Below are 14983 nucleotides of genomic sequence, written 5' to 3' on the forward strand. Positions count from 1 at the left end.
TTGATCTCGTAAACTCTTGAGATTTTCTAACCTCTTTTTGTTTACATAAATTATTATAACGCAGACTGATTTCTTTGTCAACACTTTTTTACATAATTTTTTAAATTTATTAAAAAAATCTGGATGTTACTCCAGATTCCATATTTAAATGAAAGTTCTTGGCTAGATAGATTTAAATTTCCCAGCTTTTTCTTGAATAGCCGTCTGTACATTTTTAGCAAATTGACCCACCATGGATTGGTCTAGTTGCTTTCCGACTACCTGAACGTCTTCTTCAGCTACTGTTGCAATCGCAGTCAATTCATCATTGAAGCGTTTCTCGACTCCTTCCTTGCAGGTCAATAAAATGGGGGCATAGACAACCCGTATTAATTCTTTTTCAAGTTTCTTTCTGCTTTCGATGATCCTCATCTTATCTTTCATATCTAAATCAAAGAAATCTTTGACAGGACTATCACCCATACATCCTCCTCTTCTATACTATGAAACTTTATCTTGTGCAATTTCCTCTTCCAACTGGCATCTCTCTTTACGGTAGGATTGCCATAAATTCTCTTCTTCAGTATCGATCTGTTTTATGGCTACTTGCGCTGCATCTCTAGCTTCGAGATCATACTCCTCTATACAGCGATGGAGGGACTCCCATTCACAACTGCTATCAACCTCCTGCTGTTGTAAAAAGGAAGCTGCCATCGCATACTCTTCTTCCAACATCCGGGTGAAGAGCTGCTGTTTTCTTTCCACCAAGCAACGCTTTTCATCGAGCTCCAAGCGCGCTTTTTGAAATTCTCTTTCCAAGTGATCTAGTTGCTTTTCCCTTTTCGAAGGAGTAGATGACATTAATAAGCTAGTTGTTCCCACTGGTTCATTTCTCCTGCTACTTCTTGATCTTTTGTTTTTAAGAGCTCAATTCCTGCATTCACTTGCTCGTTTAAAGCATGGAATTCATTCGATAAGGACTGATACGCAGCCAAACGATTGTCGCACCGTTCTCTTACTTCAGTGACAACTGTTTGCCTTGTTGCACCAGCCTGTGCATAGGCCTCTTCTACTTCCGCAAGATTGAGAATAAAGCCTTTCGGAACGGTCTGTAATACTTTCTCTAAAGCTTCTAAATCCGTATCCAGTTGTGTCTTAGATTTCTGAGCTTGCTCCAGCCCTTCATCCACTACTCGAATCAGCTCATCAGAAGCCAAGCGCGCCTGCAAGGCATCGAGATAGATTTGTTCACTTGAACTCAGTCCACCACCTGTTTTTTGTAATTTATCCTTTAGGCGATAGTATACCTTCATCCGCTCTTCAATGATTTCCTTCCGAGTGATAGCTTCCGTTCCCTTTTCAAGAACCAAATTCCCATCCTTATCATAGATATAACCATGCATCATGTGTTGCAGGCCAATATTTTTCAAATTCTTCGTTTTGAGGTGCTTAACAATCCCACTGGCACCCTTGCTTCCAGAATCTGGATAGCCCAAGCTAACCAAATCTTTATGGTCAATGTGGTTGTAGATTTTGTACTTCAGCGAATCTATACGCGCTTTTTGCTCTGGAGTTAAGATGGAATAGGCATTAGGACCATTGTATAGATGGACGGTCCCAATATGAGAAGATTCTTCTTCGGTCAAGCAGGCAAGAGCATACTGAATATTCATAGATCCCAGAGAGTGACCATATAGATCAATCTTGGCATTGGGGTATTTTCGGATCACCTCTTTCAAATGAGCTGCAGCATCTTTAAATTGCGGAGGTGGAAAAGTACCGTTTTCGTCATTGTATTTTTTTAAAAAAGCAGCTCCCATTAAAGTAGGAAATCTAACCTGTTCTTCGGCTGTCCTTTCTGCAAAAAATCCGACCATATCTGATGCTTTTTCCTGTACGAAATTGCTGACAGGATTGTCCATCGCTTTTTGTATGAATCTACCTAAGGGAGTGGCCTCCGGTGGAAGATTAACAGATGTAGGAATAATTGCATCTTCAAAAGCTTCTACAGCATTGTTAAAACCATATTTAGCCTTATCTCGCGCATAATTCTTCGCATACTCGGTTGCGTACTCACTTGCACCACCAGGGTTCAAAATATTGGAAGCTGCTGGCAAATCTGTCCCTACCCAATCTGTAAATGTATCATGGAGCAATTTTTGTGTACTTATTTCAGTTTCAGATCCCTTCATCAAAACTGTCACATCATGGATTTGGGCGCGATCTTCATCAGAAGCAGAATAAGGAACTGCTTTTTGTTGAGCGCCTTGGCCATTATTAGTAAGAACGAAGACCTGCTCCTCATTGTTATTTACATTATCATAAATATGGGCGACATTACCAATGTATTCGTCTTTCTTCGTCCCAATTTTAAACTTTCCGTTTATTTTGACATCTTTTTCGTATTCAAGTAGGGCAGCTTTAACATTTTGTTGATCATTGAAATTTAAATTATTAGCCATTATCACTCCTTATCTAATAAATCACTTAACTCCTCTGTTTCCCCAAAATAGGTCTCTTCATATTTCCCTGTTGTAGCATCCTCTTGTATAGTTGTGCTTAAAACTAATTTTTCATCATTATTTATAACTATTTTTACTAACAGCCCTCCCATCGGATTATAATCTAAATCATCTTTAGAAATTTTATATGATGTTATTTTTCCTTCTGGAGTAAGAGCTTTAGGGTCTAATTTTTTCAACATATTTTCAATCGCTACCTTCATCTTCTTACTCTCTGCGATTTGAATCATTTCTTGTTTCTTGGCAGATTGTCCATTTAAAAAGCTACATCCCCCTAAGTTCAGGCTAAATACTACCATTATCAACACAATAAATTTACTTTTTTTCATCTTCTTCCCATTCTTTCTTCAGGTTTCTTAGAATTTATTATACAAAATTCTATTCATACCTGAAATGTTACTTTTGTTAAAAAATATTGCCAAATCGTTACAAGCACTACATATTGATGTAACATACTTGGCCCAATCAATAAATTCTATAAAATAGATGAGGTTGCTATTGTTTGTCTCTTTCTATTAATTTCGTTAATTCTTTAGGCGTTCCTGATGTGGCAACAAGATATTCTCCTGAATCCTCTTCTATGACCGTCATATCAATCGTCAACCGATCATCCCTATTAATGACAATTTCGACAATAATTCCTTCCATTGGATTATATTTTAATTTATCTTTTAAAATTCTATAAGACTTTATTTTCCCATTTGGAGTTAATGCCTCTGGATCCAGATTTTTTAAATAGCTTTCAATTGCCACTTTCATCTTCGTGCTTTCTGCGATCTGAATCATCTCTTTTCTCTCAGCAGCTTTATCCGTAAAAAGACTGCAACCTCCTATAAACAAAGTCAGTAAGAATAATAGTACAAATCGTTGTTTTTTATCAGTCATATTTCCCTCTCACTTAGATTATTCGTAATGATTTTTAAAAAATGAGCTAATTTTTAAAATTTTTTCCAGAATCCAAAAAACACACCCTACATAGGTGTGCCTCTTGTTAAATCATGTATTCGACACTATAAGTGGCGTCAGATAAAATCCGTGATAGGAATTGTTTGGTTCGTTCTTCTTTTGGACTGTTGAAGAATTCATGGGGCTCATTTTCTTCAATGATATGCCCGCCATCCATAAAGATGACGTGGTTGGCCACATCACGCGCAAAGCCCATCTCATGCGTTACGACAACCATGGTCACTCCTTCTTGGGCTAGCTGTTTCATGACATCTAAGACATCCCCAACCAATTCTGGGTCTAGCGCTGAAGTCGGCTCGTCCAGCAAGATCACGTCTGGTTTCACTGCAATGGCACGTGCGATTCCGATCCGTTGCTGCTGACCACCTGATAATTGAGAAGGATAGTAATCCTTATAAGCAAGGAGACCAACTTTTTCAAGGGCTGATTCTGCCCGTTGGATGGCTTCTTCTTTTGGAATCTTACGGGCTACAACCAGCCCTTCTAAGATATTTTCAAGCGCTGTTTTATTAGCGAAGAGATTGTAATGCTGGAAGACAAAGGCTGTCTTTTGGCGGATTTCTAGAATCTCTTTTTTGCTGAGTTTTGAGAGGTCGTACTCTTTTCCACCTAGGGTGAGGTGCCCTGTATCTGCCTTTTCCAAGTGATTGAGGCAGCGAAGGAAGGTTGTTTTTCCTGATCCAGATGGCCCCAAAATAACGACGACATCCCCTTGGTTGACCTTGAGATTAACATCTACCAGGACCTGGTGGTCCTTAAATTTTTTCGATACGTGTTCTACTTCTAACATCTTCTTATTTCTCCTTCTTCTATGCGAGTGTCAGGCGTTTTTCTAAGCGATTGAATCCCCACTGAATCACCCCACAAATGACAATATAAAGAATAAAAATCACTAGATAGGATTCAAAATATTGATAGCCATAAGAGGCTTCGATCTTGGCAATGGCGGTGATATCCTTGATGGTCATGACAAAGACAAGGGAGGTTCCTTTGACCAAGTTGATGACCAGGTTACACAAATTGGGAAGGGCTGAACGCAAGGCTTGTGGAAAAACAATGCGGATGTAGGCTTGGCGGTTGGTCAAACCAATGGCTTGCGCTGCTTCTAGCTGGCCCTTATCCACCGTCAGAATGGCTGACCGGAGAATTTCAGCAAGACTCCCCGTTGTCATCAAGCTAAAAATGATAAAGGCATAGTAAATAGGATTGATCTCAAAGACATTAAAGTGACTACCAATACTCTTAAAAAAGCTATTTAAGAGGCTGGGAAAGAGACTATAAAAGAAGAGAATCAAGAGAATCGGAGGAGTCGCGCGAATAAAGGCTAAGTAAACCACTGAGAAACTGCGAACCCCTTTGACCTTGTAGATCTGACCGAGCGCCAAAAAGAGGGCTGGAAAGAAACTCAAAAGAATCGATACGACCATGATCAGAAGGGTCACTGGAACACCACCCAAGGTGGCTAGAAATGCTTTACTAATAAAATTGAAATCCATAAGCTACCTTTCTGTTACACTGAGTCGTTTCTCAAGGAATTGAGCGGAGAAGGAGATCACAAGGGCAATTCCCCAGTAGATCACTGCTACAGCTGTATAGGTCTCGAGGGAATAATTCCCAAGATTGCGGCTGATCAAGTTGTTGCCTGCTCCCATGATATCGATAAAGCCAATGGTATAAGCCAAAGCGGCATCGCGCATGAGGTTCAAGATGGCAGTCGTCATATTTGGAAGAGCCACGCGAAAGGCTTGGGGAAGGACAATCCGCCAAATGGTTTGAGCTGGCGTCAAGCCGATACTCAAGCCCGCTTCCATCTGACCTTTTGGAATGGCCAAATAGGCTGCCTTGAAGACCTCAGAGATCATAGCGGCAAAGAGAAGAAACATGGCAACAAGGACAAAGACAAACTTGGACCAGTGGTCAATGTCAATGCCCAACCACCAGTTCAAAAATTGGGGAAGTCCATAAAAGACCAAAAAGAGCAAGACAATCGGAGGGGTACAACGCAAAGTAAAGACATAACCTTTTGCCAGACCTGCTCCTACCTTATCTTCTGATACTTGTGCCCAGGTCAAAACCAAGCCAAATGCAGAACCGAGAACCGTCGTTAAAACCATCAAAGCTAGGGTCGCTGGCAGGGCTTGGACCAAGGTTGGAAGAAATGACCAGACCTTGGAAATGTCGTATGAGACCATGTTTCTTTTCCTTTCTGTATCCGTATAGAAATAAGGAAGCTGGGGCTATGCGCACCCAGTTCCATCTTATTTCTCTTTATCTACATAACTGAAGACATCTTCACCGAAATATTTTTTCGACAATTTAGCAAGTGTGCCATCTTTTTCTAATTCTTTGATGGCCTTGCTGTATTCTTCCGCAAATTTTTCGTTTTTCTTATCCTTATGGATCAATGGGTAAGTTGGAATTCCTTTGTAGGCAAACCAGCTCAGTTTGTCCGCATATTGGTGGTAAGAACCATCTTTATCTGTGACAGCCTTTTCAAAGGAAAGTTTGATGTCAAAGAAGGCATCGTAACGTCCTTCAAGAACCCAAGCATAGGCATCTGCGACTTTGAAAGATTCCGCAGCTGTTAATTCGATTTGTTGGTCCTTATGCTTTTCATTGTATTCTTTAATAACATTCCACTGCGCATTTTGTGGTGAAATTGGAACCAATTTTCCTTTTTCTTTCGCGAAGTCATCGATGTTCTTGTATTTATCCGCATCTTCTTTCCGTACGGTAAATCCGATGATACTTGCACCGATTGGTTCTTTTGGAATGATAAATTTCTTGGCACGTTCTTCGGTATACCAAGCTCCTTTGGTTCCGATATCGTATTTACCAGATTCTAGACCGATTAAGAGATCGTCATCACTTGTTCCAGTGTACTCAAACTTGTAGTCTGGTAGTTTTTCGTCAATGGCTTTGAGAACGGCTACTTCATAGCCATCTGATTCTCCTTTTTCATCAACGAAATCATACGGTACATAGTTTTGAGTGTGGGCTACTTTCAAGGTTGTTACCTTGTTCGATCCTGTTGAGCCTTTGCTGTCGTTTGCATGGTTTAAGCTCCGTCCAAGAATGGTTGCACCTGCAATGGCAAGAACTGCCACCCCACCGATAATCCATGTTTTTTTACTCATACTTTGTTCTCCCTTTTTCTATTTTCCTTATTCTGCTGCAGCTTCACGAACCCATTCGATTCGTTCTTCATCAATGTCACTTGGAATCGTACAATCGGCACCAATGACCAATCCTGTCGTTCCTGTTTCTGCGATGATGCGTTTGGTTTCTGCTTGGATCGCAGCCTTATCTCCTGTGTAAAGAAGACCATTTTTACCATTTTCAAAACCACCAAGAACCGTGCGTCCACCGAAGATTTCGCGTCCTTCTGCTAGGCTGATGCCTTCTGGTCCGACTGCCCAGTTAATGACTTGGGCTGGGTAGTCTGTGAAGAGATGGATATCATTGCGAGCTCCTTCGTAGCCACAGATATGAAGAATATTTACGCCACCGGCTTCCTTAGCTGCCTCTAAGACATGGAGTTCACTCGGTGCAATAATGTTTTTATAAACTTCTTGTGTAACCCGCGCATCTTGGATACTTTGAACACTGAGGTAGATTCCGTCTGCTCCTGCTTCTTTAATGATTCGTTGGCTCAAACTTGCAATATCTTGGCCAATCGTATCCAATACTTTTTTAAGAGTTGCTGCATCTTGATCGATGAAGTTTGCGATCAAGTCATCTCCTCCTGAAACTTCTCCGACCAACCATTTGAAGTAGGTCACCGGAGCAAAGATATTGTAGATAGCCACAATGTCTTCTTCAAAACCAGCACGGATTTTTTTAACCAGCTCTACCTGCTCTGTGATCCATGGATGATCTGCTCCGAGTGGTTCAATCCCTGCTAAGTCAGAGATATTTTCAAGGCCTTTGTGAATGGCTGGGTTTGGATAAGTAAAGTAACCATCACTCATGAGTTTGACAAAGTCTGGTTTGACCTTGTGAAGGAAGTTTTTATGGCCATTGAGGTTTTTTTCAATAATTTCCGGATTAGAAAATCCTTTCAACCATTCTTCTTCTGTTGTAAAATGATGCCAAAATCCAACTGGCACACGGTCAACTGCTTCTCCTTTGAAAGCTTTTAAGACTAATTCTCTTTTTGATGACATGTTCTTACCTCGTTCTATCTTTTCTTGTTTGTTATCTTATCACTTCGATAATTATTTGACTAATATATATTTTTTATCAAGCTCTTCATCTTTTTTTATCACTGATCTTCGAGCAGAAGAATTCCTGCTAGATCAGATGGGCGAAGGAGGGAGAAACTATGAGCTGGAATCTTCTCCAGTCTTGCCATATCTGGATCTTTTTTTGCTTTCCCCTGACTGCTTGCTAGAGCAGCTTTACTAAGCCCTAGAAGCAAAAACAAAACGGTTACCAGGATACACCATACATTGATCTTTTTCATCTCCCTCTCCTTTCTTCTTACAATACAGCTGCTTGACGTACCCAATCTAAGCGTTCCAATTGGAAATCATCTGGCACGGTACAGTCTGCTCCAAGGATCAAACCACGACTTCCGGCTTCAGCCACCAAGCGACGAGTTTCTTGCTCAATAGCTTCTCGTTCCCCTTGGTAGAGCAAACCTTTCTTGCCATTGACAAAGCCACCCAAGACAGCACGATCGCCGAAAAGTTTACGACCTGCGGCTAGGCTAAGACCCTCATGATGAGTCGCCCAGTTAATGACTTGAGCTGGATAATCCTTGAAGAGCTCCACTTCATTGCTGGCCCCTTCAAAACCACAAATATGAAGGATATTGATGCCTCCAGCTTCATTGGCCGCTTCTAGGACAGCGATATTGCTCGGTTCAATGATCTTGCGGTATTCTTCATCTGTCACACGCTCATCTTGGACCTGCTGGGTTGAGAAGTAAATCCCTTCAACACCTGCTTCTTGGATCAAGCGGCGACTAAGAATGGCGATATCTCCTGCGATGACATCAAGGACATGGGCCAAGGTTTCTGGATCTTCCTTGATAAAGTCTGCAATCACTTGGTCTCCACGAGATTGATCCGTACGGAACCAGCGTTTCAAATAAGAAATGGGCGAGAAGATGTTGTAGAAAGAAGCAATCTCTTCATGGAAATGGGATCGAATTTCCTTGACCACTTCAATTTGTTTTTCAATCCAAGGATGATGCTCTCCAATCGGTTGAATATCTTTCAATTCTTGGATTGATGTGATCTCTCTCGAATAAAGAGCACTCGGATAGCGGAAGAAGCCATCGCTCATAATCTTGACAAAATCTGGGGAAATTTCTTCAACATAGTGTTGGTGCCCCTTAATACTTTTTTCAACTACAGACGGATTGTCTAGCCCCAATTCTTTTTCTTCTTGGGTCACATAATGGAGCCAAAATCCTACAGGGATTCGCTCTACTGCTTCGCCTCGAATGGCCCGAAGAACCAACTCTTTTTTACTCATACTGTACATCCTCCTCAATATTTCTCCAACAGAAAGATTGACTACTTCCCTTCTGGAATTTGTAACCATGATATCACCTCGAAAAGTGGCTGACTAATATATTTTCCCTATCAAGGCCTTAAAATTTCTTTATTGAGAAAGGCATCAAAAAAACGCAAGTCCTTGAAAATAGGGACTTGCGAGTATCTTTCTTTATTCTTTCATTTTAGAAGAAAAAGGCTACTTTGATCTTTTCTTGATCCGGTTATAGCATAAAACTATACCCCTTCTTTTAAGCTGAAAAATGGCATCTATTGAGGTGAAAAAGCCCTTCATATCAACATTTCTTTCTTCCTATTCATTTTACCATTCCCTGGATCCCCTTCTCCTCTTTCTTGTCAGGCAAGATTGAAAGGAGTATAATTTTTGTAGAATAATTTTAAGGAGTGTACGGTTTATGAAAACAACAAAAACCACCTTTACCATCGTTTCTGCTCTTGCTTCTGTCATTTTACTGACGAGTTGTGGAAGCAACACCACTAAAACGCAAGAGACAAAAGCAAGCAGCACTAAAAATCAGGTGACGATGACCTATGATCAACAGCGCTCACAAGAAAATACCATGTCTGTTCTCTGGTACCAAAAGGCAGCAGAAACCAAGGCTTTGTATTTACAAGGCTACAATGTCGCTACTGACCGTTTGAAAGAGATCCTCCAAACTCCTTCTGATAAGCCTTATTCCATCGTCTTGGATTTGGACGAAACTGTTTTAGACAACAGCCCTTACCAAGTTCAAAACGTCAAAGATGGTACGGCCTTCAATCCTAAAGATTGGGATGTTTGGGTGAAAAAAGCAGCCGCAAAAGCGGTGCCAGGTGCCAAAGATTTCCTTCAATATGCGGATCAAAACGGGGTTCAAATCTACTACATTTCTGACCGTACAACCTCTCAAGTAGATGATACCATCAAGAATCTTGAAAAAGAGGGAATTCCGGTTCAAGGACGTGACCACCTCATGTTCTTAGAAGATGGTGTCAAATCAAAAGAAGGCCGTCGCCAAGCTGTGCAAGAAAAGACCAATCTTGTCTTGCTCTTTGGGGACAACCTGGTCGACTTTGCAGACTTCTCTAAGACATCCGAAGCTGATCGCGACAAGAAATTGGACGAATTGCAAAAAGAATTTGGTGAAAAATTCATCATCTTCCCAAATCCAATGTACGGATCATGGGAATCTGCTGTTTACCAAGGTAAAAAACTAGATGCCAAGGGACAAACAGAAGAACGCCTCAAAGCCTTGCAAGGTTTTGATAAATAAAACAAATGAGAGTGGGACAGAAATCGGTAATTCGTTGGAATTCGATTTCGTCGTCCCACCTCCGCACAGTTGAGTAGGGCTATAAAAGCTGATGAAATCAGCGTAGTAGAGCCCACTCAACCACTGCGTCTTGCTAGACAATCCAAAAACAATTAAGAGGCTGGGACTTTTGTCCCAGCCTCGTTTTTTCTATAGAGACAAGTTTATTCAACGGTTACAGACTTAGCAAGGTTCCGTGGTTTATCAACATCGAGCCCACGATGAAGGGTTGCAAAGTAGGCAATCAATTGGGTTGGTACCACCATTGAGATTGGAGAGAGGTAAGGGTGAACCGCTGTCAAGACCAAATCATCTGTCTCTTTAGCGACATTTTCTTCTGCAATGGTTAAGACATGAGCCCCACGTGCTGCCACTTCTTGGATGTTTCCACGTGTGTGGCTGGCTAGGACTGGATCAGACAAGAGGGCGATAACCGGTGTACCCTCTTCGATCAGAGCGATAGTACCGTGTTTCAACTCACCCGCAGCGAAGCCTTCACATTGGATGTAAGAAATTTCTTTTAGTTTCAGACTGGCTTCCATAGCAACATAGTAATCTTGGCCACGTCCAATATAGAAAGCATTGCGGGTTGTTTCCAACAAGCCACGAACTTTTTCGTCGATCACTTCTTTTTCTGAAAGGGTTGATTCGATCGATTGGGCAACGATAGACAATTCGTGCACCAAATCAAAGGCTTTGGCCTTCTCATTGCCATTGGCTTCCCCAACAGCTTTAGCCAGAAAGGCAAGAGCTGCGATTTGAGCCGTATAAGCCTTAGTAGAAGCTACCGCAATTTCAGGACCAGCATGGAGCAACATAGTCATGTCTGCTTCACGTGAAAGAGTTGATCCTGGAACATTGGTTACTGTCAAGCTTGGAATGCCCATTTCATTGGCTTTGACCAATACCTGACGACTATCAGCTGTTTCACCAGATTGGCTGATAAAGATGAAGAGTGGTTTCTTGCTGAGAAGTGGCATGCCGTAGCCCCACTCAGAGGAGATACCGAGTTCTACTGGGGTATCTGTCAATTCTTCCAACATCTTCTTAGAAGCAAATCCAGCATGGTAAGAGGTACCAGCCGCAAGGATATAGATGCGGTCTGCTTCTTGAACAGCCTTGATAATAGCTGGATCTACCACTACTTGACCAGATTCATCTGTATAGGCTTGGATCAACTTACGCATGACAGTTGGTTGCTCATCGATTTCCTTGAGCATGTAGTATGGGTAAGTCCCTTTTCCAATATCAGAAAGGTCGAGTTCAGCCGTGTAGCTAGCCCGTTCTTTGACGTTGCCATCATAGTCTTGCACTTCAACGCTGTCAGCCTTGACAATGACCAACTCTTGGTCATGGATTTCCATGTATTGGTTGGTTTCACGAATCATGGCCATGGCATCAGAACAGACCATATTGTAACCATCGCCAAGACCGATCAAGAGTGGTGATTTATTTTTTGCCACATAGATGGTGCTTGGATCTTCCGCATCCATCAAAGCAAAAGCATAGGCCCCACGGATGATGTGGAGGGCTTTTTTGAAGGCTTCGAGCGTAGATAAGCCATCTTCTTCAGCAAATTTTCCGATCAAGTGGGCTGCGATTTCTGTATCTGTTTGCCCCTTGAAATGGTGACCTGCTAGGTATTCTTCCTTGATTTCAAGGTAGTTTTCAATCACCCCATTGTGGACCAAAACAAAGCGACCTGTTTCAGAGCGGTGTGGGTGGGCATTGTCCTCAATTGGTTTTCCATGAGTGGCCCAACGGGTATGTCCAATCCCAGCTGTCCCTTCGACACCTTCTGCCTTAGACGACAATTCTGCAATGCGGCCAACTGCCTTTACCAATTGGCTCTTGCCTTCACTAGCCAGGAAAACACCCGCAGAGTCATAGCCTCGGTATTCGAGTTTTTCAAGTCCTTGAATCAAAATATCAGTAGCATTTGTATTTCCTACAACACCAACGATTCCGCACATAGATTTTACGATATAGCCTTGCTATACTTTCCCCTTTACTTAGTCAAACGACCTATAGTCGATTTCTCAGTTACTTTAAAATTGGTCTAGTCTAATTTGACCAAAAAACAACCAGCGGAGTCAGTATACAATGCTTCTTCTAGTTTGTCAACTAGGAAATCCAAGAAAATTGGTCTAGTTAAGTTAGGGTTAAGATTAGAGATAAAGTCAACCAAGAAAATTTCCACTGTAAGAAAAATGCCTGAAACAGAATGGTTTCAGACATTCGGAATAATTGAGAGTCAAACTGTTTGGAGAACTGTTTGACTCCAAGCTTTAAAATGATGATGCGAGGAGGCTCAATACGAATTGAAGATGGGCTACGGATCTCGATTTAGTCTTTAAATCCATTGGCTTGGCTTAGTTCTTTAAACCAATGGCCGGATTTTTTGAGGGTTCGTTTTTGACTTTCAAGCTCCAACTCAACTAAACCATAGCGGTTCTTATAGCCATTGAGCCATGACCAGCAGTCAATAAAGGTCCAGATCAAATAGCCTTTACAGTTGGCACCATCTTGAATAGCCCGGTGGAGCTCACGAAGATGATCTTTAACAAAGTCAATCCGGTAGTCGTCTTGGATCACTCCATCTTTTCGGAATTTTTCCTCTCCTTCAACCCCCATCCCGTTTTCGGTCAGGATCCACTCGATATTGCCATAGTTTTCCTTGATATTTTGGGCAATGTCATACAGACCTTGCTCATAGATTTCCCAACCACGGTGGGGATTGATCTTGCGCCCTGGCATAACATAAGGTTCATAAAATTGCTCAAAGAGTAGGGGAGATGCTGGATTTGGAGCATAACGAGGAGCCGCCACACGGAGTGGTTGGTAATAGTTAACCCCTAGGTAATCCACTGTATTTTCCTCAATCAAGCGCAATTCAAAGGGATCATAATCTGGTAAGAGATCACGCTCCCGTAGGATCTCCACTAATTCTTCAGGATAATGACCAAGAACAGATGGATCTAAGAAGGATTTGGCTTGAAAGAGCTCGGCAATGCGCGCAGCTTTCACATCTGCTGGATGCTGGCTCCGAGGATAGGCTGGTGTCAAATTGAGCACAATCCCGATACGGTAATTAGGATCCACCTCGTGACAGGCCTTCACTGCTAGAGAGCTTGCTAACTGGGTGTGGTAGGCTACTTTTACTGCTGCTGCTGCGTCTACCTTATGAGGAAAATGGGCATCATAAAAATAACCAAACTCCACAGGGACAATGGGTTCATTAAAGGTGATCCACTGATCGACCAGATCCCCATAGGTCTTGAAACAAAAACGCGCATATTCCTGGTAAGCATAGGCGGTTTCTTTATTTTCCCAACCATCCCCTTGCTCTTGAAGAGCCATCGGTAAATCAAAATGATAGAGGTTGACCAAGAGGTGAATCCCTTTTTCTTTGATCTTTTCAAAGACACGCCGGTAGAAATCAACGCCTGCTTGATTGATCTCTCCTCGTCCTTCTGGGAAAATACGTGACCACTGAATAGAGGTCCGAAAGGCCGTGTGGCCAGTTTCTAACAAGAGGTCCAAATCTTCTTCCCAGTGTTCATAAAAAGTCGATGTTTTGTCCGGTCCTTGCCCTTGATAAAAGCGGTTGGGCTCGATCCTATACCAGTAATCCCAGAGATTGTCTCCCTTTCCATCCTGGGCTAGACGTCCTTCCGTTTGAGGGCCCGAGGTCGAACTTCCCCATAAAAAATCCTTTGGAAATTGATACATGTCCTAATCCTCCTCATTCTACTAGCTCTATTGTAGCGAATCCTCCCCCAAAACCTAGGCACAATTTACAGTCTTTCTTACGCAGATTAAAGAAAAAGTCCCTTAGGAAAAATTCCTAAGGGAGCTGGTCCTCTTTATAATTCATTCACGACATATTCAAAGAGTTTTCGATCTGCTGGGCTCTTATCAAAACGCAGTTCCGGATGCCACTGAACGCCGAGGAAACGGATCTCATCTGTGGATTGAACGGCTTCTATGATGTCATCTTTCGGATCCCGCGCGATCACTTCTAAGCCATCTGCCAAGTCTTTAATACTTTGATGATGGAAAGAATTGATGCGACTGGTCTTACCATAGATCTCTTGCAGGACCGTCTGATCCTTGGTCACCAACTCTTGGCTGGTGTACTGACCTGGATTGTCTTGCCAGTGGTGTTCAATGTCTTGATGCAGAGTTCCCCCCAGAGCGACATTATAGAGCTGGGTCCCACGACAAACGGTAAAGATAGCTTTTTTAGCCGCACGCGCTTCTTCAATCAAGGCCAACTCAAAGAGATCGCGTTTCAAGAGGTAGTCATCACTGTCGATGGTGATTTCTTCTCCGTAAAACTTGGGCAAGACATTTTGTCCACCGGTGATGATGAGCTTATCAATCATTGATATGTAGTCTTTGGCCAAGGCCGTATCTCCAATTGGCAAGATCAAGGGAATCCCTCCTGCCTCTTTGACCGCTTCGACAAAACCAGTCGCCGCATAACTCATGTTCGCGTCTGGATCATCTGGGAAGGGTCTTTCATTTCCTGTAATTCCAATCACTGGTCTTATTTTCATACTTATTTCCATATTCTTTCATTCATCTTCAAGGCTTATTGTAACACAATTTCAAGCCAGACTCAATGGAGATTTTTTTGAAGAGAAGGTCTTTCCCTCTACCCCAAAAGCTTGCTGAAAGGATATAAAATTGCTTT

Annotated in this window: 16 protein-coding genes; 1 reads left to right on the forward strand and 15 read right to left on the reverse strand. The window is 42.1% G+C overall.

What is annotated here, in order from left to right:
* Positions 1-162 precede the first annotated feature (162 nt).
* From O3642_RS06915 to O3642_RS06970, 12 genes are all read right to left on the reverse strand, one after another.
* Positions 163-462, reverse strand: coding sequence for a hypothetical protein (locus O3642_RS06915; RefSeq protein ID WP_371605655.1), 300 nt, complete (start codon positions 460-462; stop codon positions 163-165).
* Positions 463-480: 18 nt separating this feature from the next.
* The gene (locus tag O3642_RS06920) at positions 481-861 is read right to left on the reverse strand and encodes a type III secretion protein (RefSeq protein ID WP_371605656.1); all 381 of its coding nucleotides are present in this window, start codon (positions 859-861) and stop codon (positions 481-483) included.
* Positions 840-2441: a hypothetical protein gene (locus tag O3642_RS06925; protein WP_371605657.1), complete on the reverse strand. Its 1602-nt coding sequence runs from the start codon at positions 2439-2441 to the stop codon at positions 840-842. The genes O3642_RS06920 and O3642_RS06925 overlap by 22 nt, the downstream gene beginning before the upstream one ends.
* 2 nt (positions 2442-2443) lie before the next feature.
* Complete coding sequence (locus O3642_RS06930; RefSeq protein WP_371605658.1) at positions 2444-2830, reverse strand: DUF1310 family protein; 387 nt, start codon at positions 2828-2830, stop codon at positions 2444-2446.
* A gap of 166 nt (positions 2831-2996) precedes the next feature.
* Positions 2997-3386 carry a DUF1310 family protein gene (locus O3642_RS06935; RefSeq protein ID WP_371605659.1) on the reverse strand — a complete coding sequence of 130 codons (390 nt, stop codon included), beginning with the start codon at positions 3384-3386 and terminating at the stop codon, positions 2997-2999.
* A 106-nt stretch (positions 3387-3492) separates the two neighbouring features.
* Entirely contained in the window at positions 3493-4257 is a 765-nt protein-coding gene (locus O3642_RS06940) for an amino acid ABC transporter ATP-binding protein (protein ID WP_003016067.1), read from the reverse strand.
* 19 nt (positions 4258-4276) lie between these two features.
* Positions 4277-4963, reverse strand: a complete 687-nt coding sequence (locus O3642_RS06945) for an amino acid ABC transporter permease (RefSeq protein WP_371605660.1) — start codon at positions 4961-4963, stop codon at positions 4277-4279.
* Positions 4964-4966: 3 nt separating this feature from the next.
* Positions 4967-5659: an amino acid ABC transporter permease gene (locus tag O3642_RS06950; protein ID WP_298617308.1), complete on the reverse strand. Its 693-nt coding sequence runs from the start codon at positions 5657-5659 to the stop codon at positions 4967-4969.
* A 66-nt stretch (positions 5660-5725) separates the two neighbouring features.
* Positions 5726-6604 (reverse strand): transporter substrate-binding domain-containing protein, encoded by an 879-nt coding sequence (locus O3642_RS06955; RefSeq protein WP_049474424.1) that lies wholly within the window; start codon positions 6602-6604, stop codon positions 5726-5728.
* A 27-nt stretch (positions 6605-6631) separates the two neighbouring features.
* Entirely contained in the window at positions 6632-7633 is a 1002-nt protein-coding gene (locus O3642_RS06960) for a uroporphyrinogen decarboxylase family protein (protein WP_303469858.1), read from the reverse strand.
* Positions 7634-7731: 98 nt separating this feature from the next.
* The gene (locus tag O3642_RS06965; protein WP_303469856.1) at positions 7732-7932 is read right to left on the reverse strand and encodes a hypothetical protein; all 201 of its coding nucleotides are present in this window, start codon (positions 7930-7932) and stop codon (positions 7732-7734) included.
* A gap of 17 nt (positions 7933-7949) precedes the next feature.
* Positions 7950-8960, reverse strand: coding sequence for a uroporphyrinogen decarboxylase family protein (locus O3642_RS06970; protein ID WP_371605661.1), 1011 nt, complete (start codon positions 8958-8960; stop codon positions 7950-7952).
* Positions 8961-9387: 427 nt separating this feature from the next.
* Between O3642_RS06970 and O3642_RS06975 the strand changes: the two genes are divergently transcribed.
* The gene (locus O3642_RS06975; RefSeq protein WP_003004374.1) at positions 9388-10245 is read left to right on the forward strand and encodes a 5'-nucleotidase, lipoprotein e(P4) family; all 858 of its coding nucleotides are present in this window, start codon (positions 9388-9390) and stop codon (positions 10243-10245) included.
* A gap of 203 nt (positions 10246-10448) precedes the next feature.
* Here O3642_RS06975 and glmS read toward each other — a convergent pair whose 3' ends face one another.
* From glmS to O3642_RS06990, 3 genes are all read right to left on the reverse strand, one after another.
* Positions 10449-12257 carry a glutamine--fructose-6-phosphate transaminase (isomerizing) gene (gene glmS, locus O3642_RS06980; protein ID WP_371605662.1) on the reverse strand — a complete coding sequence of 603 codons (1809 nt, stop codon included), beginning with the start codon at positions 12255-12257 and terminating at the stop codon, positions 10449-10451.
* Between the two features lie 373 nt (positions 12258-12630).
* Positions 12631-14016 (reverse strand): glycoside hydrolase family 1 protein, encoded by a 1386-nt coding sequence (locus O3642_RS06985; protein ID WP_151379116.1) that lies wholly within the window; start codon positions 14014-14016, stop codon positions 12631-12633.
* Between the two features lie 134 nt (positions 14017-14150).
* A complete protein-coding gene (locus O3642_RS06990; protein ID WP_371605663.1) occupies positions 14151-14846 on the reverse strand; it encodes a gamma-glutamyl-gamma-aminobutyrate hydrolase family protein in 696 nt (231 codons plus the stop codon).
* Between the last annotated feature and the right edge of the window lie 137 nt (positions 14847-14983).

This window comes from Streptococcus sp. 27098_8_66, from assembly GCF_041431945.1.
GTDB lineage: Bacteria > Bacillota > Bacilli > Lactobacillales > Streptococcaceae > Streptococcus > Streptococcus dentalis.

Excerpts from the sequence above, each read along its gene's own strand:
- O3642_RS06930 (WP_371605658.1), bottom strand. The coding sequence starts at position 2,830 with ATGAAAAAAAGTAAATTTATTGTGTTGATAATGGTAGTATTTAGCCTG.
- O3642_RS06950 (WP_298617308.1), bottom strand. The coding sequence starts at position 5,659 with ATGGTCTCATACGACATTTCCAAGGTCTGGTCATTTCTTCCAACCTTG.
- O3642_RS06945 (WP_371605660.1), bottom strand. The coding sequence starts at position 4,963 with ATGGATTTCAATTTTATTAGTAAAGCATTTCTAGCCACCTTGGGTGGT.
- O3642_RS06965 (WP_303469856.1), bottom strand. The coding sequence starts at position 7,932 with ATGAAAAAGATCAATGTATGGTGTATCCTGGTAACCGTTTTGTTTTTG.
- O3642_RS06970 (WP_371605661.1), bottom strand. The coding sequence starts at position 8,960 with ATGTACAGTATGAGTAAAAAAGAGTTGGTTCTTCGGGCCATTCGAGGC.
- O3642_RS06985 (WP_151379116.1), bottom strand. The coding sequence starts at position 14,016 with ATGTATCAATTTCCAAAGGATTTTTTATGGGGAAGTTCGACCTCGGGC.
- O3642_RS06940 (WP_003016067.1), bottom strand. The coding sequence starts at position 4,257 with ATGTTAGAAGTAGAACACGTATCGAAAAAATTTAAGGACCACCAGGTC.
- O3642_RS06935 (WP_371605659.1), bottom strand. The coding sequence starts at position 3,386 with ATGACTGATAAAAAACAACGATTTGTACTATTATTCTTACTGACTTTG.
- glmS (WP_371605662.1), bottom strand. The coding sequence starts at position 12,257 with ATGTGCGGAATCGTTGGTGTTGTAGGAAATACAAATGCTACTGATATT.
- O3642_RS06925 (WP_371605657.1), bottom strand. The coding sequence starts at position 2,441 with ATGGCTAATAATTTAAATTTCAATGATCAACAAAATGTTAAAGCTGCC.
- O3642_RS06955 (WP_049474424.1), bottom strand. The coding sequence starts at position 6,604 with ATGAGTAAAAAAACATGGATTATCGGTGGGGTGGCAGTTCTTGCCATT.
- O3642_RS06975 (WP_003004374.1), top strand. The coding sequence starts at position 9,388 with ATGAAAACAACAAAAACCACCTTTACCATCGTTTCTGCTCTTGCTTCT.
- O3642_RS06915 (WP_371605655.1), bottom strand. The coding sequence starts at position 462 with ATGGGTGATAGTCCTGTCAAAGATTTCTTTGATTTAGATATGAAAGAT.
- O3642_RS06960 (WP_303469858.1), bottom strand. The coding sequence starts at position 7,633 with ATGTCATCAAAAAGAGAATTAGTCTTAAAAGCTTTCAAAGGAGAAGCA.
- O3642_RS06990 (WP_371605663.1), bottom strand. The coding sequence starts at position 14,846 with ATGAAAATAAGACCAGTGATTGGAATTACAGGAAATGAAAGACCCTTC.